Source organism: Streptomyces tateyamensis, from assembly GCF_003205575.1.
In the GTDB taxonomy this organism is placed as follows: domain Bacteria; phylum Actinomycetota; class Actinomycetes; order Streptomycetales; family Streptomycetaceae; genus Kitasatospora; species Kitasatospora tateyamensis.
Map to the genome: position 1 here is coordinate 43,375 of NZ_PYBW01000078.1, position 24,719 is coordinate 68,093.

The 24,719-nt window shown below is 74.3% G+C and carries 20 protein-coding genes; 6 read left to right on the forward strand and 14 right to left on the reverse strand.

Annotation, left to right across the window (positions count from 1 at the left end):
- Window positions 1–7: 7 nt before the first annotated feature.
- Together C7C46_RS20745 and C7C46_RS20750 are read right to left on the reverse strand one after the other, a co-directional pair.
- The gene (locus tag C7C46_RS20745) at window positions 8–1,414 is read right to left on the reverse strand and encodes a sensor histidine kinase (RefSeq protein WP_110671382.1); all 1,407 of its coding nucleotides are present in this window, start codon (window positions 1,412–1,414) and stop codon (window positions 8–10) included.
- Between the two features lie 2 nt (window positions 1,415–1,416).
- Complete coding sequence (locus tag C7C46_RS20750) at window positions 1,417–2,190, reverse strand: response regulator transcription factor (RefSeq protein WP_245984612.1); 774 nt, start codon at window positions 2,188–2,190, stop codon at window positions 1,417–1,419.
- A gap of 323 nt (window positions 2,191–2,513) precedes the next feature.
- On the opposite strand from C7C46_RS20750, the gene C7C46_RS20755 reads away from it, so the two are divergent.
- The 5 genes from C7C46_RS20755 to C7C46_RS20775 all read left to right on the forward strand — a co-directional run bounded on the left by C7C46_RS20755 (window position 2,514) and on the right by C7C46_RS20775 (window position 7,626).
- Window positions 2,514–3,278 carry an amino acid ABC transporter ATP-binding protein gene (locus tag C7C46_RS20755; RefSeq protein WP_110671383.1) on the forward strand — a complete coding sequence of 255 codons (765 nt, stop codon included), beginning with the start codon at window positions 2,514–2,516 and terminating at the stop codon, window positions 3,276–3,278.
- Between the two features lie 107 nt (window positions 3,279–3,385).
- Complete coding sequence (locus C7C46_RS20760) at window positions 3,386–4,285, forward strand: glutamate ABC transporter substrate-binding protein (protein ID WP_110671384.1); 900 nt, start codon at window positions 3,386–3,388, stop codon at window positions 4,283–4,285.
- A 46-nt stretch (window positions 4,286–4,331) separates the two neighbouring features.
- Window positions 4,332–4,982, forward strand: a complete 651-nt coding sequence (locus C7C46_RS20765; RefSeq protein ID WP_110671385.1) for an amino acid ABC transporter permease — start codon at window positions 4,332–4,334, stop codon at window positions 4,980–4,982.
- Window positions 4,979–5,830 carry an amino acid ABC transporter permease gene (locus tag C7C46_RS20770; protein WP_245984614.1) on the forward strand — a complete coding sequence of 284 codons (852 nt, stop codon included), beginning with the start codon at window positions 4,979–4,981 and terminating at the stop codon, window positions 5,828–5,830. Before C7C46_RS20765 ends, C7C46_RS20770 begins: the two co-directional genes overlap by 4 nt.
- A gap of 116 nt (window positions 5,831–5,946) precedes the next feature.
- Window positions 5,947–7,626, forward strand: a complete 1,680-nt coding sequence (locus tag C7C46_RS20775; RefSeq protein ID WP_110671387.1) for an FAD-dependent monooxygenase — start codon at window positions 5,947–5,949, stop codon at window positions 7,624–7,626.
- Window positions 7,627–7,685: 59 nt separating this feature from the next.
- Here the strand turns inward: C7C46_RS20775 and recX are convergent, their stop codons facing one another.
- From recX to C7C46_RS20795, 4 genes are all read right to left on the reverse strand, one after another.
- Window positions 7,686–8,312: a recombination regulator RecX gene (recX, locus tag C7C46_RS20780; protein WP_181442443.1), complete on the reverse strand. Its 627-nt coding sequence runs from the start codon at window positions 8,310–8,312 to the stop codon at window positions 7,686–7,688.
- A gap of 310 nt (window positions 8,313–8,622) precedes the next feature.
- Window positions 8,623–9,741 (reverse strand): recombinase RecA, encoded by a 1,119-nt coding sequence (gene recA, locus C7C46_RS20785; RefSeq protein WP_110671388.1) that lies wholly within the window; start codon window positions 9,739–9,741, stop codon window positions 8,623–8,625.
- A 181-nt stretch (window positions 9,742–9,922) separates the two neighbouring features.
- The gene (locus C7C46_RS20790; RefSeq protein WP_110671389.1) at window positions 9,923–10,117 is read right to left on the reverse strand and encodes a DUF3046 domain-containing protein; all 195 of its coding nucleotides are present in this window, start codon (window positions 10,115–10,117) and stop codon (window positions 9,923–9,925) included.
- A 41-nt stretch (window positions 10,118–10,158) separates the two neighbouring features.
- On the reverse strand, window positions 10,159–11,670 hold the full coding sequence (locus C7C46_RS20795) for a S8 family peptidase (protein WP_110671390.1): 1,512 nt from the start codon (window positions 11,668–11,670) through the stop codon (window positions 10,159–10,161).
- A gap of 164 nt (window positions 11,671–11,834) precedes the next feature.
- On the opposite strand from C7C46_RS20795, the gene C7C46_RS20800 reads away from it, so the two are divergent.
- Complete coding sequence (locus C7C46_RS20800; RefSeq protein WP_110671391.1) at window positions 11,835–16,478, forward strand: ATP-dependent helicase; 4,644 nt, start codon at window positions 11,835–11,837, stop codon at window positions 16,476–16,478.
- Here C7C46_RS20800 and C7C46_RS20805 read toward each other — a convergent pair.
- The 8 genes from C7C46_RS20805 to C7C46_RS20840 all read right to left on the reverse strand — a co-directional run bounded on the left by C7C46_RS20805 (window position 16,407) and on the right by C7C46_RS20840 (window position 24,586).
- Window positions 16,407–16,754 carry a hypothetical protein gene (locus C7C46_RS20805; RefSeq protein WP_146259154.1) on the reverse strand — a complete coding sequence of 116 codons (348 nt, stop codon included), beginning with the start codon at window positions 16,752–16,754 and terminating at the stop codon, window positions 16,407–16,409. The genes C7C46_RS20800 and C7C46_RS20805 overlap by 72 nt on opposite strands.
- Before the next feature lie 60 nt (window positions 16,755–16,814).
- Complete coding sequence (locus C7C46_RS20810) at window positions 16,815–17,183, reverse strand: helix-turn-helix domain-containing protein (protein WP_110671393.1); 369 nt, start codon at window positions 17,181–17,183, stop codon at window positions 16,815–16,817.
- Window positions 17,184–17,378: 195 nt separating this feature from the next.
- The gene (locus tag C7C46_RS20815) at window positions 17,379–17,891 is read right to left on the reverse strand and encodes a CinA family protein (protein WP_110671394.1); all 513 of its coding nucleotides are present in this window, start codon (window positions 17,889–17,891) and stop codon (window positions 17,379–17,381) included.
- Complete coding sequence (gene pgsA, locus C7C46_RS20820) at window positions 17,888–18,538, reverse strand: CDP-diacylglycerol--glycerol-3-phosphate 3-phosphatidyltransferase (protein ID WP_245984619.1); 651 nt, start codon at window positions 18,536–18,538, stop codon at window positions 17,888–17,890. The genes C7C46_RS20815 and pgsA overlap by 4 nt, the downstream gene beginning before the upstream one ends.
- Window positions 18,535–19,995, reverse strand: coding sequence for a 30S ribosomal protein S12 methylthiotransferase RimO (rimO, locus tag C7C46_RS20825; protein WP_110671395.1), 1,461 nt, complete (start codon window positions 19,993–19,995; stop codon window positions 18,535–18,537). Before rimO ends, pgsA begins: the two co-directional genes overlap by 4 nt.
- 80 nt (window positions 19,996–20,075) lie before the next feature.
- On the reverse strand, window positions 20,076–20,912 hold the full coding sequence (locus C7C46_RS20830; RefSeq protein WP_245984621.1) for a helix-turn-helix domain-containing protein: 837 nt from the start codon (window positions 20,910–20,912) through the stop codon (window positions 20,076–20,078).
- A gap of 138 nt (window positions 20,913–21,050) precedes the next feature.
- On the reverse strand, window positions 21,051–23,789 hold the full coding sequence (locus C7C46_RS20835; protein ID WP_110671396.1) for a DNA translocase FtsK: 2,739 nt from the start codon (window positions 23,787–23,789) through the stop codon (window positions 21,051–21,053).
- Between the two features lie 149 nt (window positions 23,790–23,938).
- The gene (locus tag C7C46_RS20840; protein ID WP_110671397.1) at window positions 23,939–24,586 is read right to left on the reverse strand and encodes a response regulator; all 648 of its coding nucleotides are present in this window, start codon (window positions 24,584–24,586) and stop codon (window positions 23,939–23,941) included.
- Between the last annotated feature and the right edge of the window lie 133 nt (window positions 24,587–24,719).

The following is a 24,719-nucleotide window of genomic DNA, read 5'->3' on the forward strand; positions in this document are numbered from 1 at the left end:
CCCGTCGTCAGCTCCGCTGCTGGCGCGGGGCGCTGAGGGTGACCGCCAGGCCGTGCGGGTCGGCCGGGGCGAACTCCAGCGAGCCGCCGCCGGCCAGCAGCAGGGTGCGGGCGATCGACAGTCCCAGGCCCGAGCCGTCCACGTTCTGGTGCCGCGGGCTGCGCCAGAACCGGTCGCCGGCCCGGGCCAGCTCCTCCTCGGTCAGCCCGGGGCCGTCGTCGGTCACCGTGACCATCGCCTCCTGCCGGCTGCTGTGCAGGGTGAGGGCGACCGTGCCGCCGGACGGGCTGAACTTGAGCGCGTTGTCCAGCACCGCGTCCAGCGCGCTGCCGAAGCCGATCGGGTCGGTCCAGGCCTTCAGCTGGGTCACCGCGCCGCAGGACAGCCGGATGCCGCGCTGGCGGGCCACCGGGCGCCAGGCGTCCGCCCGGGCCAGCACCAGGGCGGTCAGGTCCACCGGCTCCGGCTCGGGGCGGCTGCCCTCGGCGGTGGCCAGGCCCAGCAGGTCGTCCAGCACCCGGGCCAGCCGGGTGCCCTCCTCGCGTACCTGGGCCAGCTCGGTCTCGTGGCCCTCGGGCAGTTCCAGGCCGAGCAGTTCGACCCGCAGCAGCAGCGCGGAGAGCGGGTTGCGCAGCTGGTGCGAGGCGTCCGCCACGAACGCCCGCTGCTGGTCCAGGACGATCACCACGTGGTCCGCCATCTCGTTGAACGAGTCGGCCAGCCGACGCAGTTCGGGCGGACCGCCGACGGAGGCGACCCGGGCGTTCATCCGGCCGGTGGCGATGTCGTGGGTGGCCCGGTCCAGGGTGCGCACCGGGCGCAGCACCCACTCGGTGAGGCGGACCGCGAGCAGCACGGCGGCGGCCATCGCCACCGACTCGCCGGCCGCCAGCCAGAGCCAGCGGCGCAGGATCCGGGCCCGCAGCGGGCCGGTGGGCGACTCGGTGACCACCACGGCCACCACGTCGCCGTCGCGCACCACCGGGGAGGCGATGGTCAGCGTGCGCTCGGGGGTCCACGGCCAGACCTGCGGCGGGTTGTGGCTGCGCCGGCCGTCCTTGGCCTCCTGCACGGCCTGGCCGGCCGGGCCAGAGTTGGGCAGCTGCCAGCCGGCCGGTGCCACCGCGAGCGGGGTCTCGTCGGGCAGGAAGAGGCCGGTGCGCACCCCGTACAGGTCCTGGTAGCGGGCCACTTCGGCCTTCAGTGCCCGCAGTTGCGGGGGGTCCACGCCGTCGCCGGCGGAGGGCAGCCCCTGGGTGGGCAGCTCCTGGGCGAACCGGGCGACGTCGTCCATCCGGTCGATCACCACCCGGCTCTGCTCGCCGGCCGCCATCGAACCGGCCAGCGGCACGCCGAGGGCGGCCAGCACTCCGAGCATCAGGGCGAGCAGGATGCCCAGCAGGCGGGTACGCATGCCTACTCGGCGCTCCCCTGCGGGTGCGGTGCCCGCGCGGCGTCCGGGACCTGCGGCTGCTGGTCGGGGGACTGCGGGATCAGCCGGTAGCCGACCCCGCGCACCGCCTCGACCAGCCCGGGCAGCGCGAGCTTGGTGCGCAGCGAGCCGATGTGCACCTCCAGGGTGCGGCCGTTGCCCTCCCAGCCGCTGCGCCAGACCTCGCTGAAGATCTGCTCGCGCCGGTAGACCACCCCCGGGCTCTGCGCCAGCAGCGCCAGCAGGTCGAACTCCTTGCGGGTGAGCGGCACGTCCCGCCCCTCCACGCTGACCCGGCGGCGCTCCCGGTCGATGCTGATCCCCCAGGACTCCAGCGCGCCCTGGGTGCCGGCGGCCTGCGGTCCGGCCGGCTCGGCGCCGGCCCGGTCCGGCTGGAAGCGCCGGGCCACCGCGTGGATCCGGGCCAGCAGCTCGCCCATGTCGTAGGGCTTGGTCACGTAGTCGTCGGCGCCCAGGTTGAGGCCGTGGATCCGGGACCGGATGTCGGCCCGCGCGGTCACCATGATCACCGGGACCCCGGATCCGGCCCGGATCCGGCTGCACACCTCGAAGCCGTCGCGGTCCGGCAGGCCCAGGTCCAGCAGCACCACCCGGTAGGGGTCGCTGCCGTCCGGCACCAGGGCGTCCAGCGCCTCGTGCCCGCTGCGCGCGTGCCGGACCTGGAAGCCGTGCCGGCCGAGCACGGCGACCAGCGCCGCCGCCACCCGGTCGTCGTCCTCGACGAGCAGCAGCCGCATGGCAGACCTTCCTGGATCGGGTACCGGCCGGGGCAGGCGGCCCCGACGGAGCGGCCATCCTCCCCCACGCCCGGCCGCCCAGGCCAGCCCGGACCGGCCCGACCCGGCGCGCGTGGCCCTTTCGTGATGCTCAAGTTCTGCTCAGATGCACTGACGCAGCCCGGTCAACCAACCTAGGGTCAAATTTCGTCGGGGGCTGCGAGCTCCGCCGGCCCAGCCCCCGACGCATCCGCCGCCCACGTGGCGGCCGCAGTTCCACGCAGCGCACCGACACCGGGGGGAGTCGTTCTCCCCGGTCGCGACCATTGGGGGCAGGGCCGATCATGACCGAGACGACCACGGAGCGTCCGGCCACCCCGCTGGTGGTGCTGAGCGGGGTCAACAAGTCCTTCGGCGCCCACCACGTGCTCCAGGACATCGACCTGACGGTCCACCAGGGCGAGGTCGTGGTGCTGATCGGGCCGTCCGGCTCGGGCAAGTCGACGCTCTGCCGCACCGTGAACCGCCTGGAGACCATCGACTCCGGCTCGATCACCGTGGCCGGCAGCCCGCTGCCCGCCGAGGGCCGCGAGCTGGCCCGACTGCGGGCCGAGGTCGGGATGGTCTTCCAGTCCTTCAACCTCTTCGCGCACAAGACCGTGCTGGAGAACGTGGTGCTCGGCCAGGTCAAGGTGCGCCGCACCGCCCGGGCCGAGGCCGAGACCAAGGCCCGGTCGCTGCTGGAGCGGGTCGGCATGGCCGCGCACGCCGACAAGTACCCGGCCCAGCTCTCCGGCGGCCAGCAGCAGCGGGTGGCGATCGCCCGCGCGCTGGCGATGGACCCCAAGGTGCTGCTGTTCGACGAGCCGACCTCCGCGCTCGACCCGGAGATGATCACCGAGGTGCTGGACGTGATGCGCGCCCTGGCCGCCGAGGGGATGACCATGGTGGTGGTCACCCACGAGATGGGCTTCGCGCGCTCCGCCGCCAACCGGGTGCTCTTCCTGGCTGACGGAAGGATCGTCGAGGAGAACACCCCCGAGGAGTTCTTCACCAACCCGCGCAGCGAGCGGGCCAAGGACTTCCTCTCCAAGATCCTCCACCACTGACTTCCGGCTTCCCGCCGCCGCATTCCCGACGCACTGTCATGCCCGGCCACCGTTCGGCCGCGGCCCCGCTGACGCCTGCTCAGATTCCCGCTAGGAGATCTCCCGCCATGCGCATCCGCCGTACCCCCGCCGCCGTGCTGGCCGTTCTGGCCCTGGCCGCCACCGCTGCCTGCGGCAAGAGCGGCTCGCCGAACGCCGCCACCGACACCGGCTCGGCCAAGCCCGCCGCCTACCCGGTGAAGGCCGACGCCAAGCTGGACGGCTCGCCGACCGTCGCCGCCGCCAAGAAGCGCGGCAAGCTGATCATCGGCGCCAAGGCCGACCAGCCCTTCCTCGGCTTCGAGGACGTGGCCGCGGGCACCCGCACCGGCTTCGACATCGAGATCGCCAAGATGGTCGCCGCCGACCTGGGCTTCTCGGAGAGCCAGATCGAGTTCAAGACCATCGACTCGGCCAACCGGGAGACCGCGCTGGCGGGCGGTCAGATCGACTACTACGTCGGCACCTACAGCATCAACGACAAGCGCAAGGCCCAGGTCTCGTTCGCCGGCCCGTACTACATCGCCGGCCAGGACCTGCTGGTGCGCCAGGACAACACCGACATCACCGGCCCGGACTCGGTCAAGGGCAAGAAGGTCTGCACCGCCACCGGCTCCACCTCGGTCGACCGGATCAAGACCTACGGCGCCGACGTCTCCACCTTCGGCAACTACTCCAACTGCGTCGACAAGCTGCTCTCCAAGGACATCGACGCGGTCACCACCGACGACGCGATCCTCAAGGGCTACGCGGCCAAGAACGAGGGCCAGCTCAAGGTGGTCGGCAAGCCGTTCTCCACCGAGAAGTACGGCGTCGGCCTGAACAAGGACGACAAGGTGCTGCGCGACGCGGTCAACGACGCGCTCCAGGCGCACGAGACCAACGGCGACTGGAAGAAGGCGTACGACGCCACCCTCGCCAAGTCCGGCTCCGCCGCGCCGCAGCCGCCCGCCCTCGACCGCTACTGAGCCCGGTCCTGACCCGACGTCACTGATCACCCTGGGAGCCGCCGGCATGGGCATACCGTTCGAGGGGAACAACCTCTCGCTGTTCTGGCACGGGTTCGTGCAGACCGTGCTGCTCAGCGGAGCGAGCGCGCTGCTCGCCCTCGTGCTGGGCACCCTGCTGGCGGCCTGCCGGGTCTCCCCGGTACCGGTGCTGCGGGCCTTCGGCACCGGCTGGGTCGGGGTGTTCCGCAACACCCCGCTGACCCTGCTGTTCTTCGCGGTCACCTTCGGGCTGCCCCGGGTGGACGTCCACCTGTCGGCCTTCGTCTGCGCGATGCTGGCGCTGGGCTGCTACACCGGCAGCTTCGTCTGCGAGGTGCTGCGCGCGGGCATCAACACGGTGCCGATCGGGCAGGCCGAGGCGGCCCGCAGCCTCGGGATGACCTTCGGTCAGACCCTCACCCTGGTGGTGCTGCCGCAGGCGGGCCGGGCCGTGCTCGGACCGCTGAGCAGCGTCTTCATCGCGCTGCCGCGCAACTCGGCGATCGCCGGCGCGTTCAACGTGGCCGAGCTCTACTCCGTCCAGCAGACGCTCTCCGAACAGGGATACGCCATCTTCGCCATCTTCTTCTGGATCGCGCTCGCCTACCTGTGCATCAGCGCGACGGTCGGCCTGCTGTTCCGCGGCCTCGAGCGCCGGCTGGCGGTGGGGGCATGAGCACCGGGAGCACGAGGAGCATGCAGGCGAGCGTCCTGTACGAGGTCCCCGGTCCGCGCACCCGGCGGCGCTACCAGCTGTTCGGCGTGCTGGCCGCGGCCGTGCTGGCCGGCCTGGGCTGGTACGTCTACGACGCGCTGGCCTCGAACGGTCAGTTCGACCCGGCGATGTGGGCGCCGTTCGAGTACACCACCGTGCAGCAGCGGATCCTGGACGGGGTGCGCGACACCCTGACCGCCTTCGGCCTGGCAGCCCTCTTCTCCCTGCTGTGGGGCGCGCTGCTGGCCACCGGCCGGCTCTCCGACCACCGCTGGCTGCGCTGGCCGGCCACCGCCCTGATCGAGTTCTTCCGGGCGATGTCGCTGCTGGTGATGATCTTCGCGCTCTACCAGGCGGTGTTCAGCGCCCAGCCGATGTACGCCCTGGTGCTCGGCCTGACCCTGTACAACGGGGCGGTGCAGGCCGAGATCATCCGCAGCGGGATCCAGGCCGTGCCGCGCGGCCAGCACGAGGCCGCCTACGCGCTGGGCCTGCGCAAGAGCCAGGTGATGCTGACCATCCTGCTGCCGCAGGCCGTCCGCTCGATGCTGCCGGCCATGATCGGCCAGTTGGTGGTCACCCTCAAGGACACCTCGCTGGGCTTCCTGATCACCTACACCGAGCTGCTCTACATCGGGAAGCTGATCGCCAACAACACCAGCACCCCGCACGGCTACCCCTACATCCCGGTGATCATGGTGATCGCGCCGATCTACATCCTGCTGTGCCTCGCACTGACCGCGCTCGCCCGCTGGATCGAGTCGCGCGGCCGCCGCGGCTCGAACCGGCGCACACCGGCCGCTGCTTGACGGACACCCAGGTCACCTGTTGCATTGCTCTTCGTGACACCACCCGGGACCTGCCACGCCCCCACCGACGCCGGCCCACTGCCGATCCACCGCGAGTCCCGGGACGGAGGGCCGCCGTGGACCCGGTGATCGTGGTCGGCGCCGGTCCGGTCGGGCTGGCGATGGCCCTGGCACTGGCCCGGCACGAGGTGCCGAGCATCGTGCTCGACCAGGGCAGCGGGGTCTGCCCCGAGGGACCGCGCTCCACCGTGATCGGCACCGAGACCGCCGCCTTCCTGGAGCGGCTCGGCTACCCGCGGGCCGCCTCCGACGCGGCCCGCTGGGAGCGGCTGAGCGTCTGGCGGCGGCGCCAGGAGGTGCTCCAACTGGACCTGGCCGACCACCCGGTGCTCCACCTGCCGCAGCACCGGCTGCAGCGCGGGCTGCGGGACGCGGCCACCGCGACCGCCCTGGTCCAGCTGGTGCCGCATGCCCGGGTGGAGGAGATCGACCAGGACCGCGACGGGGTCGGCGTGCGCAGTCGGCACTCGCAGGACGGCTCGGACACCTGGTGGCGGGCCAGCCACCTGGTGGGCTGCGACGGCGCCCGCTCCTCGGTCCGCAAGCTGCTGGGGATCCGCTTCCCCGGGCGGCCGGCGGTGGACCGGCACGCCATCGCCACCGTCCGGGTGGACCTGCCGTTTGCGGGCGAGGCCCGGCTGCACCGCGAACCGCCGTGGCGCGGCGACCGGGAGGCCTCGGCCCGCCCGCTGCCGGACGGGCTGTGGCGGCTGGACTGGCGGCTGCCGCCGAGCCGGCCGGCCGCCGACGCCCCGGCCGACCCGCACGCCACCTGGCCCGGTCTGGTCACCGGCGACACCCTGGTCACCCGGGTGAAGTCGACGCTGACCGGCTGGTGCGGCCAGCTGCCGCGCTACGAACTGCTGGCCGCCGCCGACCACACCGCGCAGCATCGCCTGGCGGCCCGGTTCCGCAGCGGGCGCTGCTTCCTGGCCGGCGACGCGGCCCACCTGCACGGCGCGCTCGGCATGCAGAACCTGGTGGACGGGCTGCGCGACGTGGACAACCTGGCCTGGCGGCTGGCCTGCGCCTGGCATCTGCACTCCGGCGGTCCGCAGCCGGGCGGCTCGCTGCTGGACGGCTCGCTGCTGGACGGCTACGAGGCGGAACGGCGCGGCGCGGTGGGCGCCCGGCTGCGCGCGGTGGACCAGGCGATGCCGCTGCTGCGGCCGCTGCGCGGCTGGGCGCACACCCGGCGCTCGCTGCTCACCGGCTCGTTCCGCAAGCACGCGCCGATGCTGACCGACGGGCTGCTCGGGACCGGGCGGTTCGGCGGGGCGCCGGCCTACCCGGCGGCGCCCTCCGGCGTGCCCACCCAGCGCGGGGCCGGACGCGGCACCGCGCTGACCGAGAGCCTGCCGGCCACCGCCCCGGGAGTGCTGGTGCCCGACCTGCCGGTGCTCACCACCGACGGGACCCCGGACCGGCTGTACGCCCGGTTGGGCTCGACCTTCCTGCTGCTGCTGGTGGCGCCGGGCACCACGGTCTGGTCAGCGGAGCGCTGGCTGGGGGCCGGGCTGATGCCGCGGCTGGCGGAGGTGGCGGCGGCGCTGCCGGTGCCGGCCGAGGTGCTGGTCACCGAGGAGTACCCGGGCGCCGGGGCGCACACCGTGCTGCTGGTCCGCCCGGACGGCCACCTGGTCGGGGTCACCCAGGGGGCGCGGGCCGAGGACCTGCAGGAGCTCGCCGCCCGGGCCCGTGGCGGCCCCGTACCGCTGGCGGGCGCCGAGCGGTAGGCCTGACGCACCGTCGGCCGATCGCGGCCGACCCGAGGCAGCCCCTGACTGACGCCGCGTCACTCCTCGTCGAGGGCCCAGGCGTCCAGTTCCTCGGCGCTCTCGCCCTCGGCGTCCAGCGCCTCGCGGACCACCCGGAAGGCCAGGCCCTCGGCGTAGCCGCGGCGGGCCAGCATGCCGACCAGGCGGCGCAGCCGGGCCTGGCGTTCCAGACCGGCGGTGGCGCGCAGCTTGCGCTCGACCAGGGTGCGGGCGGCGGCGGCCTCGTCCTCCGGGTCGAGCTGGGCCACCGCCTCCTCCACCAGGGCGCCGGAGACGCCGCGGGTGCGCAGCTCCTGGGCCAGTGCCCGGCGGGCCAGCCCGCGCCCGTGGTGGCGGGACTCCACCCAGGCGGCCGCGAAGGCGGCGTCGTCGATCAGGCCGACCTCCTCGAAGCGGGACAGCACCTCCTCGGCCACCTCTTCGGGGATCTCCCGCTTGCGCAGCGCGTCGGCCAGCTGCTTGCGGGTGCGGGGGGTGCCGGTCAGCAGGCGCAGGCAGATGTCCCGGGCCCGGGCGGCGGGATCGCCCTCGGCCTCGGCGGCCCGGGGTGCACGGCGCTCGCCCGGGGGCCGCGGTTCGGACCGGGAGCGGCGGCCGCGGCGCGGGCGGGCGGCCGCGGCCAGCTCGGCCTCCGCCTCGGCCACCCAGTCTCCGCCGGGCGCCGCTGACGGGTGGTCAACGGGCTTGGCCTGCAGACGGTCGGCAGCAACGGCGCGGGCCGGCCGCTCCGCGCGCGCGGCCCGCGCCGGAAGCTCTATCCGCACCGGACGGTCGGCTCGCGCCGGACGGTCGGTCCGGACAGGCCGCTCCGCGACCGGCGCGACCAGTCGCTCGGGGGCGCGCGGCCCGTCCACCACCCAGTCCGGGCGCTCCCCCTCCTCCTCGCCCTTGGCCTCGACCACCCAGTCCGGGCGCTCCCCCGCACCCGGCTCCCGCATCTGCCGCATCGCCGGATCAGGCCTTGGCCGCCGCCGTCTTCTTGGCCGCGGACTTGGCGGCGGTGGCGGTGATCGGCTTGGCCGCGCCCTCCGCTGCCGGCTCGGCGGCCGGGGCGCCCTCGACGGCCGCGTCCGGGTCGGGCAGCACGCCCATCTTGACCTTGATCCGCTTCTCGATCTCCTCGGCCAGCGCCGGGTTGTCGCGCAGGAAGTTGCGGGCGTTCTCCTTGCCCTGGCCCAGCTGGTCGCCCTCGTAGGTGTACCAGGCACCGGCCTTGCGGACGATGCCGTGCTCGACACCCATGTCGATCAGGCCGCCCTCCCAGCTGATCCCGTGGCCGTAGAGGATGTCGAACTCGGCCTGCTTGAACGGGGCGGCCACCTTGTTCTTGACCACCTTGACCCGGGTGCGGTTGCCGACCGCCTCGGTGCCGTCCTTGAGGGTCTCGATCCGGCGGATGTCCAGGCGGACCGAGGCGTAGAACTTCAGCGCCCGGCCACCGGTGGTGGTCTCGGGGGAGCCGAACATCACGCCGATCTTCTCGCGCAGCTGGTTGATGAAGATCGCGGTGGTGTTCGACTGGTTCAGCGCACCGGCGATCTTGCGCAGCGCCTGGCTCATCAGCCGGGCCTGCAGACCCACGTGCGAGTCGCCCATCTCGCCCTCGATCTCGGCGCGCGGCACCAGGGCGGCGACCGAGTCGATGATGATCAGGTCGATCGCGCCGGAGCGGATCAGCATGTCGGTGATCTCCAGCGCCTGCTCGCCGGTGTCCGGCTGGGAGACCAGCAGCGCGTCGGTGTCCACCCCGAGCTTGCGGGCGTACTCCGGGTCGAGGGCGTGCTCGGCGTCGACGAAGGCCACGGTGCCGCCGAGCTTCTGCGCGCTGGCGGCCGCGTGCAGGGTCAGCGTGGTCTTGCCGGAGGACTCGGGGCCGTAGATCTCGATCACCCGGCCGCGCGGCAGCCCGCCGACGCCCAGGGCCACGTCCAGCGCGGTGGATCCGGTGGGGATCACGTCGATCGGGGCACGGGCCTGGTCGCCCAGGCGCATCACCGAGCCCTTGCCGAACTGCCGCTCGATCTGGGCGAGCGCGGTCTCAAGAGCCTTCTCGCGGTCCGTACCTGCTGCCATGGCTTCCACCCTCGGGTTCTGTGCTGTGCGCTTCATCGTCGTCGACGCTAGCGCGTCCCACCGACAATCGGCCCCGGACGGGCTGCGCCTGTGGAAAACTCACCGGGAAACCAGTATAGGGAACACCAGTTCGATTCAGTGTTCGACCCCGAGCCCGGTCGAATCGGCTCGGCCGGGGGCCTCAGCGCAGCCGGGCCGGCACGCCCATCACCTGGCAGACCACCCGCCACACGTCCTTGGCCTCCCAGCCGGCCTCCAGCGCCTGGTGCACGGTGCGGCTGCCGAGCTCGCTCATCACGTGGTCGCGGGCGAAGGACTCCGCGTACCCGGTGCCGAAGTGCTCGTCCATCAGTCGCCAGAACTCGGTCAGCCTCATGCGCCCAAGTATCCCCCGCACCCGCACCGGCCCCGGCCGGATCAGTGCGGCAGCGCGACGATCCCGGCGCCGTAGCCGGCCCGGTTGCGGCAGAGCCCGGCGCCGACCAGGCAGTTGGCGTGCGCCTGCTCCAGCAGCAGCCCGCGCAGCTGGTCCGGACCCCAGCCCGGGTGCAGCGCGGCCGCCACCGCGATCGCGCCGGTCACGTGCGCGGCGCTCATCGAGGTGCCGGCCAGCGCCGCGTACCGACCGCCCGGCCAGTCCGAGACGATCGCCTCGTCCGGCCCGCCGTCCGGGTCGCCGCCGGGCGCGGCCACCGTGATCCGGCCGTCGCCGTAGTTGGAGTAGCCGGCCAGCGCGCCCAACCGGGTCACCGCGCTGACCGAGACCACCCCGGGCAGCTCGCCGGGCAGCCGGATGCACTCCGGGCCCAGGTGCCGGTCGTCCCCGGAGCCGGTGAGCCGGTCGTTGGGACTGCGCTGGTCGGCGCGCGGGCCCATCAGGTCCTGTCCGTCGTTGCCCGCCGAGGCGACCACCAGCGCGCGCCGCTGGGCGTAGGCCACCGCCCGGCCGACCGCCTGGATCATCGCGGCCTGGTCCGCGTCCTCCGGGCAGTTGTACTTCCACGGATCGGCGAAGTAGCTGTCGTTGACCGCCACCGCCCCGCGGTCGGCCGCCCAGAGCAGCCCGCAGACGATGTTCTCCGGGTAGTACTGCCCGAGCGGCCCGAGCAGGCGCACCGCCGCGATCCGCACCCCGGGCGCCACCCCGACCACCCCGTGGCCGTCCCGCCCGGCGCCGATCAGCCCGGCCACGTGGGTGCCGTGGCCGCTCTCGGCCACCGAGGCGTCCGGCCGCCAGGCGCCCGAGCGGGCATCCGGGCGTCCGTCGGCGCAGGAGACCGAGTCGGCCGGGGAGACCGCGTCGCGCAGGTCGGGGTGGGTGTCGTCGACCCCCGAGTCGAGCACCGCGACCAGCACCTGACGCAGCGCCGACTCCGGCCGGGCGGCCTGCACCGGCGTGGTGGGCGCCGGCTCCGGCAGCGCCCCGCCCGAGCCGGCCGTGGCCGCGGCGCCCATCATCACCAGGTTCCAGCCCGCCCGCTCCCCGGGATCCGGCACGGTCGGCGTAGCGTCCCCCTCCATCCGCTGCGCCGCGTCCCCGGACCCGTGGCGGAAGTCCCCCGCCCCGTCCAGCGAGCGCGGCGGCCCCGGCACCCTGGCGGTGCGGGTGGCGCCGGCCGCCGCGATCCCGGCCCGGGCGCGCACCCGGGCGGCGAAGGCGCCGTCGGCGGCGTACGCCAGCACCATGCCGACCTGCGGGTACTCCTGGACCACCTGCCCGCCGGCCGAGCGCACCGCCGCGTCCGCCACCGCGACGCCCTGCGCGTCGGTGCGCTGGGCCAGCACCAGGTAGCTGAGGTAGCTGCGCGGCCCGTCCGCCATGTACGGCAGCGCGCCGCCCAGCAGCAGCGCCGCCGCCAGCGCGGCGGGCGCGCCGCGCAGCACCAGGCCGCGGTGGCGCCGGCGGGAGACCAGCCGGACGTCGGCCATCGCGCTCCTCCGCTCCCGGGGGGACCGTTCAGGGACAACAAGGCCTCACACTATGAGCGAAATGTCCTATTTGACCATTTATAAGGAACCGCCCACCGCCATCCGGTCGCATCCACCGCCCGGGCTCCCCGCGCGCTGTCAGCCCCACCCGGCACCATGGGTGCATGGCGGACCCACAACTCCCCACCGACCCGATGGCCGGCTTCGCCCCGGCCACCCGCGCCTGGTTCGAGGCCGCCTTCGACGGCCCCACCAGCGCCCAGGCCGGTGCCTGGGCCGCCATCCGCGAGCAGAACGACGTGCTGGTGGTCGCCCCCACCGGATCCGGCAAGACGCTGGCCGCCTTCCTGTCCGCCCTGGACCGGCTGGCCACCACCCCGCCGCCCGCCGAGCCGCGCAAGCGGCTGCGGGTGCTCTACGTCTCGCCGCTGAAGGCCCTCGCGGTCGACGTGGAGCGCAACCTGCGGGCCCCGCTGACCGGCCTGCGCCAGGCCGCGGTCCGCCTCGGCCTGCCCGAGCCCGAGGTGCAGGTGGGCATCCGCTCCGGCGACACCCCGGCCGCCGAGCGCCGCAAGTTCCAGAGCCACCCGCCGGACATCCTGATCACCACCCCGGAGTCACTCTTCCTGCTGCTCACCAGCGCCTCCCGGGAGGCGCTGCGCGGCGTCGACACGGTGATCCTGGACGAGGTGCACGCGGTGGCCGGCACCAAGCGCGGCGCCCACCTGGCACTCAGCCTGGAGCGGCTGGACGAGCTGCTGGAGCGCCCGGCCCGCCGGATCGGCCTGTCGGCCACCGTCCGCCCGGTCGAGGAGGTGGCGCGCTACCTCTCCCCGCAGCGCGGCGCGGCCGTGGTGCAGCCGCCGGCCGCCAAGGAGTTCGACCTGTCGGTGGTGGTCCCGGTGGCCGACCTCGGCGAGCTGTCCGCCACCCCCAACCCCGAGGACCCGGCGCGCTCCGCCTCGATCTGGCCGCACGTCGAGGAGCGGATCGTCGACCTGGTCCAGGCCCACCGCTCGACCATCGTCTTCGCCAACTCCCGGCGGCTGGCCGAGCGGCTGTGCAACCGGCTGAACGAGATCGCCCACGAGCGGGCCACCGGCGCCCCGCTGCCCGAGGCGCACGGCCCCGCCGAGCTGATGGGCGGCTCGGGCGCGGCCGGCGGCGCCCCGCCGGTGCTGGCCCGGGCGCACCACGGCTCGGTCTCCAAGGAGCAGCGCGCCCTGGTGGAGGAGGAGCTGAAGGCCGGCCGGCTGCCCGCGGTGGTGGCCACCTCCAGCCTGGAGCTGGGCATCGACATGGGCGCGGTCGACCTGGTGGTGCAGGTCGAGTCGCCGCCCTCGGTCGCCTCCGGCCTGCAGCGGGTCGGCCGGGCCGGGCACCAGGTGGGCGCGGTCTCCACCGGTGTGGTCTTCCCCAAGTACCGCGGCGACCTGGTGCAGTCCGCGGTGGTCACCGAGCGGATGCGGGCCGGGCGGATCGAGGCGCTGCGCGTCCCCCGCAACCCGCTGGACGTACTGGCCCAGCAGCTGGTGGCGATCTGCGCCCTGGACAGCTGGGACGTCACCGAACTCCTCGCCCTGGTCCGCCGGGCCGCCCCCTTCGCCTCGCTGCCGCAGTCCGCCTTCGACTCGGTGCTGGACATGCTGGCCGGCCGCTACCCCTCGGACGCCTTCGCCGAGCTGCGCCCCCGGCTCGTCTGGGACCGGGTGGCCGGCACCGTGACCGGCCGTCCCGGTGCCCAGCGCCTGGCCGTCACCTCCGGCGGCACCATCCCCGACCGCGGCCTGTTCGGCGTCTTCATCGCCGGCTCCGCGGCGGCTGACGAGAAGGCGGCGAAGAAGGGCGGCGGCCGGGTCGGCGAGCTGGACGAGGAGATGGTCTACGAGTCCCGGGTCGGCGACGTCTTCACCCTGGGCACCAGCTCCTGGCGGATCCAGGAGATCACCCACGACAAGGTGCTGGTCACCCCGGCCCCCGGGGTGCCGGGGCGGCTGCCGTTCTGGAAGGGCGACTCGCTGGGCCGCCCGCTGGAGCTGGGCCGGGCGCTGGGCGCCTTCGTCCGCGAGCTGGGCGCGCTGCCCGAGCCCGAAGCCCGCGAGCGGCTGACCGGCGCCGGCCTGGACACCTGGGCGGCCGACAACCTGCTCGGCTACCTGGCCGAGCAACGCCAGGCCGCCGGCCACCTGCCCGACGACCGCACCATCGTGGTCGAGCGCTTCCGCGACGAGCTGGGCGACTGGCGGATCGTCATCCACTCCCCCTTCGGCGCCCAGGTGCACGCCCCGTGGGCGCTGGCGCTGGGCGCCCGGCTGCGCGAGCGGCACGGCCTGGACCCGCAGGTGATGCACGGCGACGACGGCATCGTGCTGCGCCTGCCGGACGCCGACCTCCTCGACTTCCCGTCAGCTGACGCGCCCTCGGCCGACGAGGCGCCGGTCGGGGCCGATGCCGCGCTGTTCGACCCGGGCGAGGTCGAGCAGCTGGTCACCGACCAGGTCGGCGGCTCGGCGCTGTTCGCCTCCCGGTTCCGCGAGTGCGCCGGTCGCGCCCTGCTGCTGCCCCGCCGCAGCCCCGGCAAGCGCACCCCGCTGTGGCAGCAGCGCCAGCGCGCCGCGCAGCTGCTGGAGGTGGCCGGCGAGTATGGCTCCTTCCCGATCGTGCTGGAGGCGGTCCGCGAGTGCCTGCAGGACGTCTTCGACCTGCCCGGGCTGGTCGAGCTGATGCGGGACCTGGAGTCGCGCGCCGTCCGCCTGGTCGAGGTGACCACCCCCGAGCCCTCCCCGTTCGCCCGCTCGCTGCTCTTCGGCTACGTCGCCCAGTACCTCTACGAGGGCGACTCGCCGCTGGCCGAGCGCCGGGCCGCCGCCCTGGCCCTGGACTCCCGGCTGCTGGCCGAACTGCTCGGGCAGGCCGAGCTGCGCGAGCTGATCGACCCGGCGGTGCTGGCCGAGCTGGAGGCCGAGCTGCAGCGGCTCACCCCGGAGCGCCGGATCAAGGACGTGGAGGGGGTGGCCGACGCGCTGCGCCTGCTCGGTCCGCTCAGCACCGCCGAGCTGGCCGAGCGCGGCGCCGAGGCCGACTGGGCCGCCGAGCTGCAGGCCGCCCGCCGGGCCATCGCGGTCAGGATCGCCGGCGAGCAGCGCTGGGCCGCGATCGAGGACGCCGGGCGGCTCAGCGACGCGCTCGGCACTCCGCTGCCGGTCGGCGTGCCGGAGGCCTTCACCGAGCCGGTCAAGGATCCGCTGGGCGACCTGCTGGCCCGCTTCGCCCGCACCAACGGCCCGTTCACCGCGCAGCGGGCCGGCGCCCGCTTCGGGCTGGGCACCGCCGTGGTCACCGGCACCCTGCAGCGGCTGACCGCGGCCGGGCGGCTGGTGCACGGCGAGTTCCGCCCGGTCGAGGCCGGCGGCACCGGCGAGCCCGAGTGGTGCGACGCCGAGGTGCTGCGCCGGCTGCGCCGCCGCTCGCTGGCTGCGCTGCGCCAGGAGGTGGAGGCGGTACCGCCGCGCGCGCTGGGCGCCTTCCTGCCCCAGTGGCAGCACCTGAACGGCCATCAGCTGCGCGGCGAGGACGGCCTGTTCCGGATCGTGGAACAGCTGCAGGGAGCGGTGCTGCCCGCCTCCGCACTGGAGCGGCTGGTCCTGCCGGCCCGGCTGAGCGACTACCAGCCCGAGTTGCTCGACCGACTGATGGCCCAGGGCGAGATCGGCTGGGCCGGGGCCGGTGCGCTGCCCGGCAAGGACGGCTGGATCAGCCTGCACCTGGGCGAGGCGGTGGACCTGGTCCGCCCCGACCCGCTGCCGCTCACCCGCACCCCACTGCACGAAACCCTGCTGGCCGCCCTGGCCAGCGGCTACGGGCTGCTCTTCAAGGACCTGTGCGCCCAGGCACCGGACACCCCCGAGCCGGAGGTGGTCGCCGCGCTCTGGGACCTGGTCTGGGCCGGCCTGGTCACCAACGACACCCTGGCTCCGATCCGGGCCCTGCTCGGCTCCGGCCGCACCCCGGGCGCGACCGCGCACCGGGCGCCCCGCTCGGTGCCGCGCGGCCGGTACGGGGGCCTGGGCCGGGTGCCGGCCCGGCCGGCCGATCCGACGGTGGGCGGGCGCTGGTCGCGGCTGCCCGCGCCCGCCGAGCCGACCGCCCGGGCCGCCGCCCAGGCCCAGGTGCTGCTGGACCGGCACGGCGTGCTGACCCGCGGCACGGTGCAGGCCGAACGGGTGGCGGGCGGCTTCGCCGGCGTCTACCGGGTCCTCTCCGCCTTCGAGGAACGCGGCCGGGCCCGCCGCGGCTACCTGGTCGAGGGCCTGGGCGGGGCCCAGTTTGCCATGGACGGCGCCGCCGACCGGTTGCGCTCGATCAACTCGCGGCTGGAGCGGTCCGCCGGCGCCGACTGGCCCGAGCACGCCACCGCGGCGGCCGCCCGCCCCCAGGCCCAGCTGCTGGCCGCCGCCGACCCGGCCAACGCCTACGGCGCGGCCCTGCCCTGGCCCGAGCCGCCGGGCGGCGAGCAGGGCGGCGCCCACCGCCCGGGCCGCAAGGCGGGCGCGCTGGTGGTGCTGGTCGACGGGGAGCTGGTGCTCTACCTGGAGCGGGGCGGCAAGTCGCTGCTGTGCTGGAGCGAGGACGAGCAGCGCCTGGCCGCGGCCGTGCCGGAGCTGGTGACCGCGGTGCGGCGCGGCCGGCTGACCGGGCTGACGGTGGAGAAGGCCAACGGGGAGCAGGCGCTGGGCTCAGCCCTCGGCGCGGTCCTGGAGGGGGCCGGCTTCCACGCCACGCCCCGCGGGCTGCGGCTGCGCGGCTGAGACGGGTGCGGTGGCCGGGCGGCGGCGCCGAGCCGGGCCGGCCTGCTGCTGGTCGCAGTGGACCGGCAGCACGCCCAGGCTCCAGCCGCCCAGGGTGAGCAGCGCGAGCAGCGCGCCGGACCCACCGGACGGCGGACCAGGGGTCAACAGGAACCAGAGCAGCACACTGAGCGGCACGACCGGCGCCAGCAGGCGCAGGCCGAACGGGATCGGCAACCGGCGGCGGCCACCGGGGGCTATTCGGCCCTTGGGACCGCCTTCACTGGTGCGGTGCACTCGCGCGCTCCCCTCTCGTCCCCCCACTGGTCAGGGCGAGATCCCCTTGCGGGGCGGAGGTCAGGCAGCTACGACGTCCACGGCCGCGGCCTTCGGGGTGATCGAGCTCATCCGCTCACCGGGCGCCGGCAACTGCACGGGCTCCAGCACCGGACGCAGCAGGTCGTCCTCGGACAGGGCGGCCATCGCGGCCAGCTCGGCCAGCGACAGCTCGTCGCTCACCTCGCGCATGACCTCGGACATCCGGACGTCGAGCGCGTCGCAGATGGCGGAGAGCAGCTCCGAGGAGGCCTCCTTCTGCCCGCGCTCCACCTCGGAGAGGTATCCGAGCGACACTCGTGCGGCGGCCGACACCTCGCGCAGTGTGCGGCCCTGGCGCTGGCGCTGCCGACGCAGCACGTCACCCAAGAGGCGACGGAGCAGGATCATCGGTGGCTCCCTCCTCGGACTGCGGATCGAGATGTCACGTCCCCACCGTACCGCCTTGCCCGCGTCGTGTGCGGGGACCGTGGTCGTGTTCACTCTGGGCTGCAAGGCTCTCCCCTCCCCTGTTGTTCCCGCCCCGGGCGCAGGCACGCCCCCTGTACAGAGGGGTTCCCCGGATTCTGCCTGTTCAGCCGTTGTTCAGTCGACGACAGTGGCGCCGGTCGCACCGCCGACGGGCCCGGCATGCGCCAGAAACAGGTCGAGCGCACCGTCCACGGCCTTGCGTCGGATTGTGGCACGGTCTCCCGACAGGCGGGGCGATCTCACCAGAGTTCCGCCCGGACCGGCGAAACCGAGGTGCACTGTGCCGACTGGCTGACCGTCCTGCGGCTCGGGGCCGGCCACTCCGGTGGTCGCCAGACCGTAGTCGGCGCCGAGCAGGCGGCGGACCCCCTCGGCCATCTGCCGGGCCACCAGCGGATGCACCGGGCCGTGCACCGCCAGCAGGCCCTCGTCCACCCCCAGCAGCTGCGCCTTGAGGTCGGTGGCATAGGCGGTCACCGAGCCGCGGAAGGTCGCCGAGGCACCGGCCACGTCCACCAGCCGGGCCGCCAGCAGCCCGCCGGTCAGCGACTCGGCCACCGCCAGGGTGGCCCCCAGGGCGCGCAGCTCGCGGTGCACCTGGTCGGCTCGCGGCACGAACTCGGTCATTGCGCCGCCTTGGTCCGCAGCGCCTCCTGGCGCCGGCCCTCCCGCCGCAGCCGGACGGCCTGGCGCACGTAGTCGGCGCCGGTGGCGATGGTCAGCAGCACGGCCATAGCCATCAGCACCGCCCGGCCGGTGGCCAGCAGACCGGTCAGCGGCAGCACGTACATGCCCACCGCGATGCCCTGGGTCAGGGTCTTGATCTTGCCGCCGCGGCTGGCCGGAATCACGCTGTAGCGGATCACCCAGAACCGCAGCAGGGTGATGCCGACCTCGCGGGCCAGCACCACCAGGGTGACCCACCAGGGCAGGTCTCCCAGCATCGACAGGCCGATCAGCGCCGCGCCCATGATCGCCTTGTCCGCGATCGGGTCGGCGATCTTGCCGAAGTCGGTCACCAGGCTGCGCCGCCGGGCGATCTCGCCGTCGAACAGGTCGGTGATCATCGCGATCGCGAAGGCCGCCCAGGCCACCGCGCGCCACTTGGGGTTGTGCCCGCCGTCGGCGAACAGCAGCGCCACGAAGACCGGCACCAGCGCGAGCCGGAGCATGGTCAGCATGTTCGCCAGGTTCCACACCGAGGGCACCGCCGGGCGGGCGGCCCCCGGCCGGGCCGGGCTGGCCGCCGCCGGGCTGCCCGGCCCCCCGGTCACGCGGCGGCCGCCGGTCGGACGAGCTCGATCGCCTCGGCCACCAGGTCCACGCCCTCGCTGGCGGTCACCAGCGCGCGGTAGAACTGGCCGACCTCGGCGCCCGGGGCCCCGGTCAGGGTGGTCAGGCCGTCGGTCTCGGGGGCCTGGTGGGCGGCCCGGCCGACCACCTCGCCGTCCTCGATCGCCTCGACCAGCACCTCGACCTCGGTGCCGATCCGCTGCTCGGCCCGCTGCGCGGTCAGCTCCTCGGCCAACCGGGTGAGCTTGGCCAGCCGGTCGGCCACCACGTCCTCGGGGAGCTTGCCGTCGAAGCCGGCCGCCTCGGTGCCGTCCTCGTCGGAGTAGCCAAAGACGCCGATGGCGTCCAGGCCGGCCTCGGTGACGAACCGTTCCAGCTCCGCGAAGTCCTCCTCGGTCTCGCCGGGGAAGCCCACGATGAAGTTGGACCGGGCGCCCGCCTGCGGGGCCTTGGAGCGGATGGTCCGCAGCAGCTCCAGGAACTGCTCGGTGTTGCCGAACCGGCGCATCCGCCTCAGCACGGCCGGGGCCGAGTGCTGGAAGGACAGGTCGAAGTAGGGCGCCACGTCGGCGGTCCCGGTCATCGCGTCGATCAGGCCCGGTCGCATCTCGGCGGGCTGCAGGTAGCTGACCCGCACCCGCTCGATGCCGGGCACCGCGGCGATCTCCGAGAGCAGCGTCTCCAGCAGCCGGATGTCGCCCAGGTCCTTGCCGTAGGAGGTGTTGTTCTCGCTGACCAGGACGACCTCGCGGACCCCCTGGCCGGCCAGCCAGACGGCCTCGTTCAGCACGTCGGCCGGGCGGCGGGAGATGAAGGAGCCGCGGAAGGCGGGGATGGCGCAGAACGAGCAGCGGCGGTCGCAGCCGGAGGCCAGCTTGATCGAGGCGACCGGGGAGTCGTCCAGCCGCTTGCGCAGGGTGCGCGGGCCGGAGGCGGGCGCCAGGCCGGTGGGCAGGTCCTCGGGGGCGCCGTGGCCCGGCAGCGCGACCGCGGCGGCCGCGGCCTGGCGCTCCACCGGGGTCAGCGGGAGCAGCTTGCGGCGGTCGCGCGGCAGGTGCGGGGCGTGGTGGCCGCCGGACAGGATGGTCTGCAGCCGGTCGCTGATGTCGGTGTAGTCGTCGAAGCCGAGCACGCCGTCGGCCTCCGGCAGCGCGTCGGCCAGCTCCTTGCCGTACCGCTCGGCCATGCAGCCGACCGCGACCACGGCCTGGGTGCGGCCGTGGCCCTTGAGGTCGTTGGCCTCCAGCAGGGCGTCCACCGAGTCCTTCTTGGCGGCCTCGACGAAGCCGCAGGTGTTGACCACGGCGACATCGGCCTCGGCGGCATCCTCGACCAGCTGCCAGCCGTCGGCCTCCAGTCGCCCGGCGAGTTCCTCGGAGTCCACCTCGTTGCGGGCGCATCCGAGCGTGACAAGGGCGACAGTGCGGCGTTCAGGCATAGGGCCAAGATTAACGCGCGGCCCCCGGTCCCGTTTCCCCCGGCGGGCCGAGCGGCGAAGCTTGGGGGGATTTGCGGCGGTCAGCCGGCCTGCGGGTCACCCGGGGTGTACGTGAGGTGCACCACCTGGCCGTCCTTGCCGGCCGGCCCGAGGTCCTTGCCGTTGACGTACAGGTGCACGGCGGCGGCGTTGCCGATCACCAGCTTGATCTGCTTGGGGTCGGTGAAGGTCTGGTCCTTGCCCGCGTCCAGGTTGTTCTGGAAGAGCGACTTGCCGGTGCCGTCCAGCGCGGAGACCCAGCTGGTGCCGCCCTCGGCGACCAGCTTGACGGTGACCTTGTCGGCCGGGGCGGCGGCGATCGGCGCCACGCTGGGGGCCGGGGCCGGCGGCTGGACCGACGGGGTGGCCGGGGCCGCCGTCGAGGGCAGCGGGGCGCTGGCCGATCCGACCGTCTCCTTGCCGGGCTTGCCCGCCACCAGGTTGTAGCCGATCAGCACCACCACGGCGGTGATCGCCACCAGCATCGCCACGGTCCAGTTCGGTCGGCTGGAGGCGGCCTTGATCCGCTTGGCGTCCATCGCGGCCACCGGGGCGATCGGGACCGGCGCCGTGCCGTGGATCGCGTCGTACCGGGCCACCAGGGCCTCGCCGTCGGCACCCACCGCGCGGGCCAGCGCCCGCAGGTGGCCGCGGGCGTAGAAGTCACCGCCGCAGCGCGAGAAGTCGTCCTCCTCGATCGCGTGCACGATCGGCACCCGGACCCGGGTGGCGGCGCTGACCTCGTCCACCGTCAGCTCGGCGGCGTGGCGTGCCATGGCCAGGGTGCGGCCGATGCTTGGGCCGGTGTCGGCCGGGCCGGGAGCGGCGGAGGAGGGGGATCGGCTGCTGTCGTGGTGGGAGGACTTGCCGACGGTCACTGGGCACGCCTTTCGAGCGGAGGCCACCTGCTGAGAGAACAGTCTAGGGGTGCTGACAAAACGTTTCTCAAGCGGAGTTGGACCGAATGCGCATCCTGGCGTGAAGGTGCGTCAGCCCGGCCCGGTCCCGCTGTCCGCCTACCCGCGGATGGTCGCGAGAACCCCGTCCAGCTCGTCCGGTTTGACCAGAACGTCCCGCGCTTTGGAGCCCTCGCTGGGGCCCACGATGCCACGCGACTCCATCAGGTCCATCAGCCGGCCCGCCTTGGCGAATCCGACCCGGAGCTTGCGCTGGAGCATCGAGGTGGAGCCGAACTGACTGGAGACCACCAGCTCGGCCGCCTGGATCAGCAGGTCGAGGTCGTCGCCGATCTCCTCGTCGATCTCCTTCTTCGGCCCGCCGCTCACCGTCACGTCGTCCCGGTAGACGGCGCTCAGCTGGTCCTTGCAGTGCTGGACCACCGCGGCGATCTCGGCCTCGGTGACGAAGGCGCCCTGCATCCGGACCGGCTTGGAGGCGCCCATCGGCAGGAAGAGCGCGTCGCCCTTGCCGATCAGCTTCTCCGCGCCCGGCTGGTCCAGGATGACCCGGGAGTCGGCCATCGCCGAGGTGGCGAAGGCCAGCCGGGACGGCACGTTGGCCTTGATCAGACCGGTCACCACGTCCACCGAGGGGCGCTGGGTGGCGAGCACCAGGTGGATGCCGGCCGCACGCGCCAGCTGGGTGATCCGGACCACCGAGTCCTCGACGTCGCGCGGGGCGACCATCATCAGGTCGGCCAGCTCGTCCACGATGACCAGCAGGTACGGATACGGCGTCAGCTCCCGTTCGCTGCCCAGCGGCGCCGTCACCTTGCCGGCCCGCACCGCGGCGTTGAAGTCGTCCACGTGCCGGAAGCCGAAGGCCGCCAGGTCGTCGTAGCGCAGGTCCATCTCGCGCACCACCCACTGCAGCGCCTCGGCGGCCTTCTTCGGGTTGGTGATGATCGGGGTGATCAGGTGCGGGATGCCCTCGTAGGCGGTCAGCTCGACCCGCTTGGGGTCGACCAGCACCATCCGCACCTCGTCCGGGGTGGCCCGGGCCAGGACCGAGGTGATCAGGCAGTTGATGCACGAGGACTTGCCCGCGCCGGTCGCGCCCGCCACCAGGATGTGCGGCATCTTGGCCAGGTTGGCGAGCACCGTGTGGCCCTCGACGTCCTTGCCCATGCCGACCACCATCGGGTGGGTGTCCTCGGCGGCGCTGCGCGAGCGCAGCACGTCGCCCAGGTTGACCATCTCCCGGTCCCGGTTGGGGATCTCGATGCCGACCGCGGACTTGCCGGGGATCGGGCTGATGATCCGCACGTCCGGGCTGGCCACCGCGTAGGCGATGTTCTTGGCCAGCGCGGTGATCCGCTCGACCTTGACCGCGGGGCCGAGCTCGACCTCGTAGCGGGTCACCGTCGGGCCGCGGGTGAAGCCGGTGACCTTCGCGTCCACCTTGAACTCGGCGAAGGTGGCGGTCAGCTGGGCCACCACCTCGTCGTTGAGCGCACTGCGGGCCTTGGCCGGGCCGCCGCGCTCCAGCAGGTCCAGCGGGGGCAGCGCGTAGCCGCTGCCGCTGAGCAGCTGGAGCTGCTCCATCCGGGGCGGGGCGGGGCTGTGCCCGGGCGGCGCGGTGTCGGTGGGAGCGGTGTCGGTGGCAGCGGGTGTGCGGGCCGGCGGGACCGAGGACTCCTCCGGCGCGGCGGTTCGGTCCTGCACCTGGTGCATCATGCTGGCCACCGCCGGCGAGGCGGGGACCCCGTAGGCCAGCGCGCCGTCCAGGTCGGCGGCCACGCCGGCGGCCAGGTCCCGGGTCTGGAACGGCTCGGCGGGGAAGCCGTCGGGCGCCGCCGCGGGCAGCCGCTGCTCGGCGGGCCGGCGGCGGCCGCGCTTGCGGCGCCGGGCGCCCAGCTCGTCCTCGGGCTGCTCCTCGTCGACCGTGTACGGCAGCGCCTCGGGGTCGGCGTCCTCCGGCGGCTCGGTGGAGTACTCGCGCCCGCCGGTGTCCCACTCCTGGTCCAGCTCGTCGAGCGGGCCCGGCTCGACCACGCCGAGCCGCACGCCGAGCAGCCGCACCCGCTCCGGGATCTTGTTGACCGGGGTGGCGGTGACCACCAGCAGGCCGAAGAAGGCGAGCAGCAGCAGCAGCGGCACCGCCAGCGGCGGTCCGGCGGCGGCCATCATCGGGGTGGAGGCGGCCCAGCCCAGGATGCCGCCGGCCGCCCGGATCCGGCTGGCGCCCCCCTGCATGCCGGGCGCCCCGCAACCGATGTGCACCAGCCCGAGCACCCCGACCACCAGCGTGGACAGGCCGATGACGATCCGTCCGTTCGCCTCCGGCACCTCCGGATGGCGCATCAGGCGCACCGCCATCCCGGCCAGCAGCAGCGGCACCAGCACGTCGAGGCGGCCGAACAGGCCGCTGACCACGCTGGTGGCGGCCGCGCCCAGCCAGCCCTGCGGGCTGAACCAGGTGCCGGCCGCCGTCACCAGGGCCAGCGCCAGCAGCAGCAGGCCCAGGCCGTCCTTGCGGTGGTGCGGGTGCAGGCCCTTGGCGCCGTCGCCGAAGCCGCGGAAGACCGCGCCCACGCTGTGCGCCACGCCCAGCCAGCAGGCGCGCACGGCGCGGAAGAGTATCGGGGGCCGGGCCGCCGGGGGCGCCGCAGCGGGGCGGGGCGCCGCGGTCCGGCGGGCCGTGGCCTTCTTGGCGGGCGCCTTCGGGGCCGGCGGCTTGGCGGCCGAGGCCTTGGCGGCCGACTTGCGCGCGGCGGGCTTCTTCGCCGGCGCGGCCTTCTTCGCCGCCCCCGAGCTGGAGTTGCGTGCCGCGCTGCCCGACGTCCGTGTGGCCATGGCACCAGAGCCTACCGGCGGGCCGCAGCACCGGACACATGACCGACCGTCATGCCCTGGGCGTGTCGCCCGGGGTGGTCGACACGCCGCGACGGCCTGTAGCGCTCACCCGGGCGGCGCAGCGGGCCGCCCGGGCCGCCGACCCGGCGTCAGGTCTGCTGTGCCCCCGGGCGCAGCGCCTCCAGCGCGGCCCGCAGGCCGGCCAGCTTGCGCTCCAGGTGCCCGGCGGTGGCGGCGGCGCCGGTGTCCGGCGACTCGGCCAGCTGCTTGGTCAGCGCTTCCGCCTGCTCCTCCACCGAGGCCAGCCGGGCCGACAGCTCGGCCAGCAGCGGCTCGGCGCTCTCCCGGCCGATCCGGCTGTCCTCCTCCAGCTGCAGGCGCAGCAGGGCGGCCTGCTCCTTGAGCTGGCAGTTCTTCATGTAGAGGTCGACGAAGACCGAGACCTTGGCGCGCAGCACCCACGGGTCGAAGGGCTTGGAGATGTAGTCCACCGCGCCGGCCGCGTAGCCGCGGAAGGTGTGGTGCGGCCCGTGGTTGATCGCGGTGAGGAAGATGATCGGGATGTCCCGGGTGCGCTCGCGGCGCTTGATGTGGGCGGCGGTCTCGAAGCCGTCCATCCCGGGCATCTGCACGTCCAGCAGGATCACCGCGAAGTCGTCGGTGAGCAGCGCCTTCAGCGCCTCCTCGCCGGAGGCGGCCCGCACCAGCGTCTGGTCCAGGGCCGACAGGATGGCCTCCAGCGCGAGCAGGTTCTCCGGTCGGTCGTCGACCAGGAGGATCTTCGCTTTCTGCACCACGACCCGCCCTCCTGCCGGATAGCCCACCTGTTTGCCGCGCGACGGCACCCGTGTACCGCCCGCCACCGACCCGGTCATGCTAGCCGCACCCCCTTGCCCAGCCCTATCGGATGCCGAACACGGCGGTGTGCTC

Excerpts from the sequence above, each read along its gene's own strand:
- C7C46_RS20745 (WP_110671382.1), bottom strand. The coding sequence starts at position 1,414 with ATGCGTACCCGCCTGCTGGGCATCCTGCTCGCCCTGATGCTCGGAGTG.
- C7C46_RS20750 (WP_245984612.1), bottom strand. The coding sequence starts at position 2,190 with ATGCGGCTGCTGCTCGTCGAGGACGACGACCGGGTGGCGGCGGCGCTG.
- C7C46_RS20755 (WP_110671383.1), top strand. The coding sequence starts at position 2,514 with ATGACCGAGACGACCACGGAGCGTCCGGCCACCCCGCTGGTGGTGCTG.
- C7C46_RS20760 (WP_110671384.1), top strand. The coding sequence starts at position 3,386 with ATGCGCATCCGCCGTACCCCCGCCGCCGTGCTGGCCGTTCTGGCCCTG.
- C7C46_RS20765 (WP_110671385.1), top strand. The coding sequence starts at position 4,332 with ATGGGCATACCGTTCGAGGGGAACAACCTCTCGCTGTTCTGGCACGGG.
- C7C46_RS20770 (WP_245984614.1), top strand. The coding sequence starts at position 4,979 with ATGAGCACCGGGAGCACGAGGAGCATGCAGGCGAGCGTCCTGTACGAG.
- recA (WP_110671388.1), bottom strand. The coding sequence starts at position 9,741 with ATGGCAGCAGGTACGGACCGCGAGAAGGCTCTTGAGACCGCGCTCGCC.
- C7C46_RS20790 (WP_110671389.1), bottom strand. The coding sequence starts at position 10,117 with ATGAGGCTGACCGAGTTCTGGCGACTGATGGACGAGCACTTCGGCACC.
- C7C46_RS20795 (WP_110671390.1), bottom strand. The coding sequence starts at position 11,670 with ATGGCCGACGTCCGGCTGGTCTCCCGCCGGCGCCACCGCGGCCTGGTG.
- C7C46_RS20800 (WP_110671391.1), top strand. The coding sequence starts at position 11,835 with ATGGCGGACCCACAACTCCCCACCGACCCGATGGCCGGCTTCGCCCCG.
- C7C46_RS20810 (WP_110671393.1), bottom strand. The coding sequence starts at position 17,183 with ATGATCCTGCTCCGTCGCCTCTTGGGTGACGTGCTGCGTCGGCAGCGC.
- C7C46_RS20815 (WP_110671394.1), bottom strand. The coding sequence starts at position 17,891 with ATGACCGAGTTCGTGCCGCGAGCCGACCAGGTGCACCGCGAGCTGCGC.
- rimO (WP_110671395.1), bottom strand. The coding sequence starts at position 19,995 with ATGCCTGAACGCCGCACTGTCGCCCTTGTCACGCTCGGATGCGCCCGC.
- C7C46_RS20835 (WP_110671396.1), bottom strand. The coding sequence starts at position 23,789 with ATGGCCACACGGACGTCGGGCAGCGCGGCACGCAACTCCAGCTCGGGG.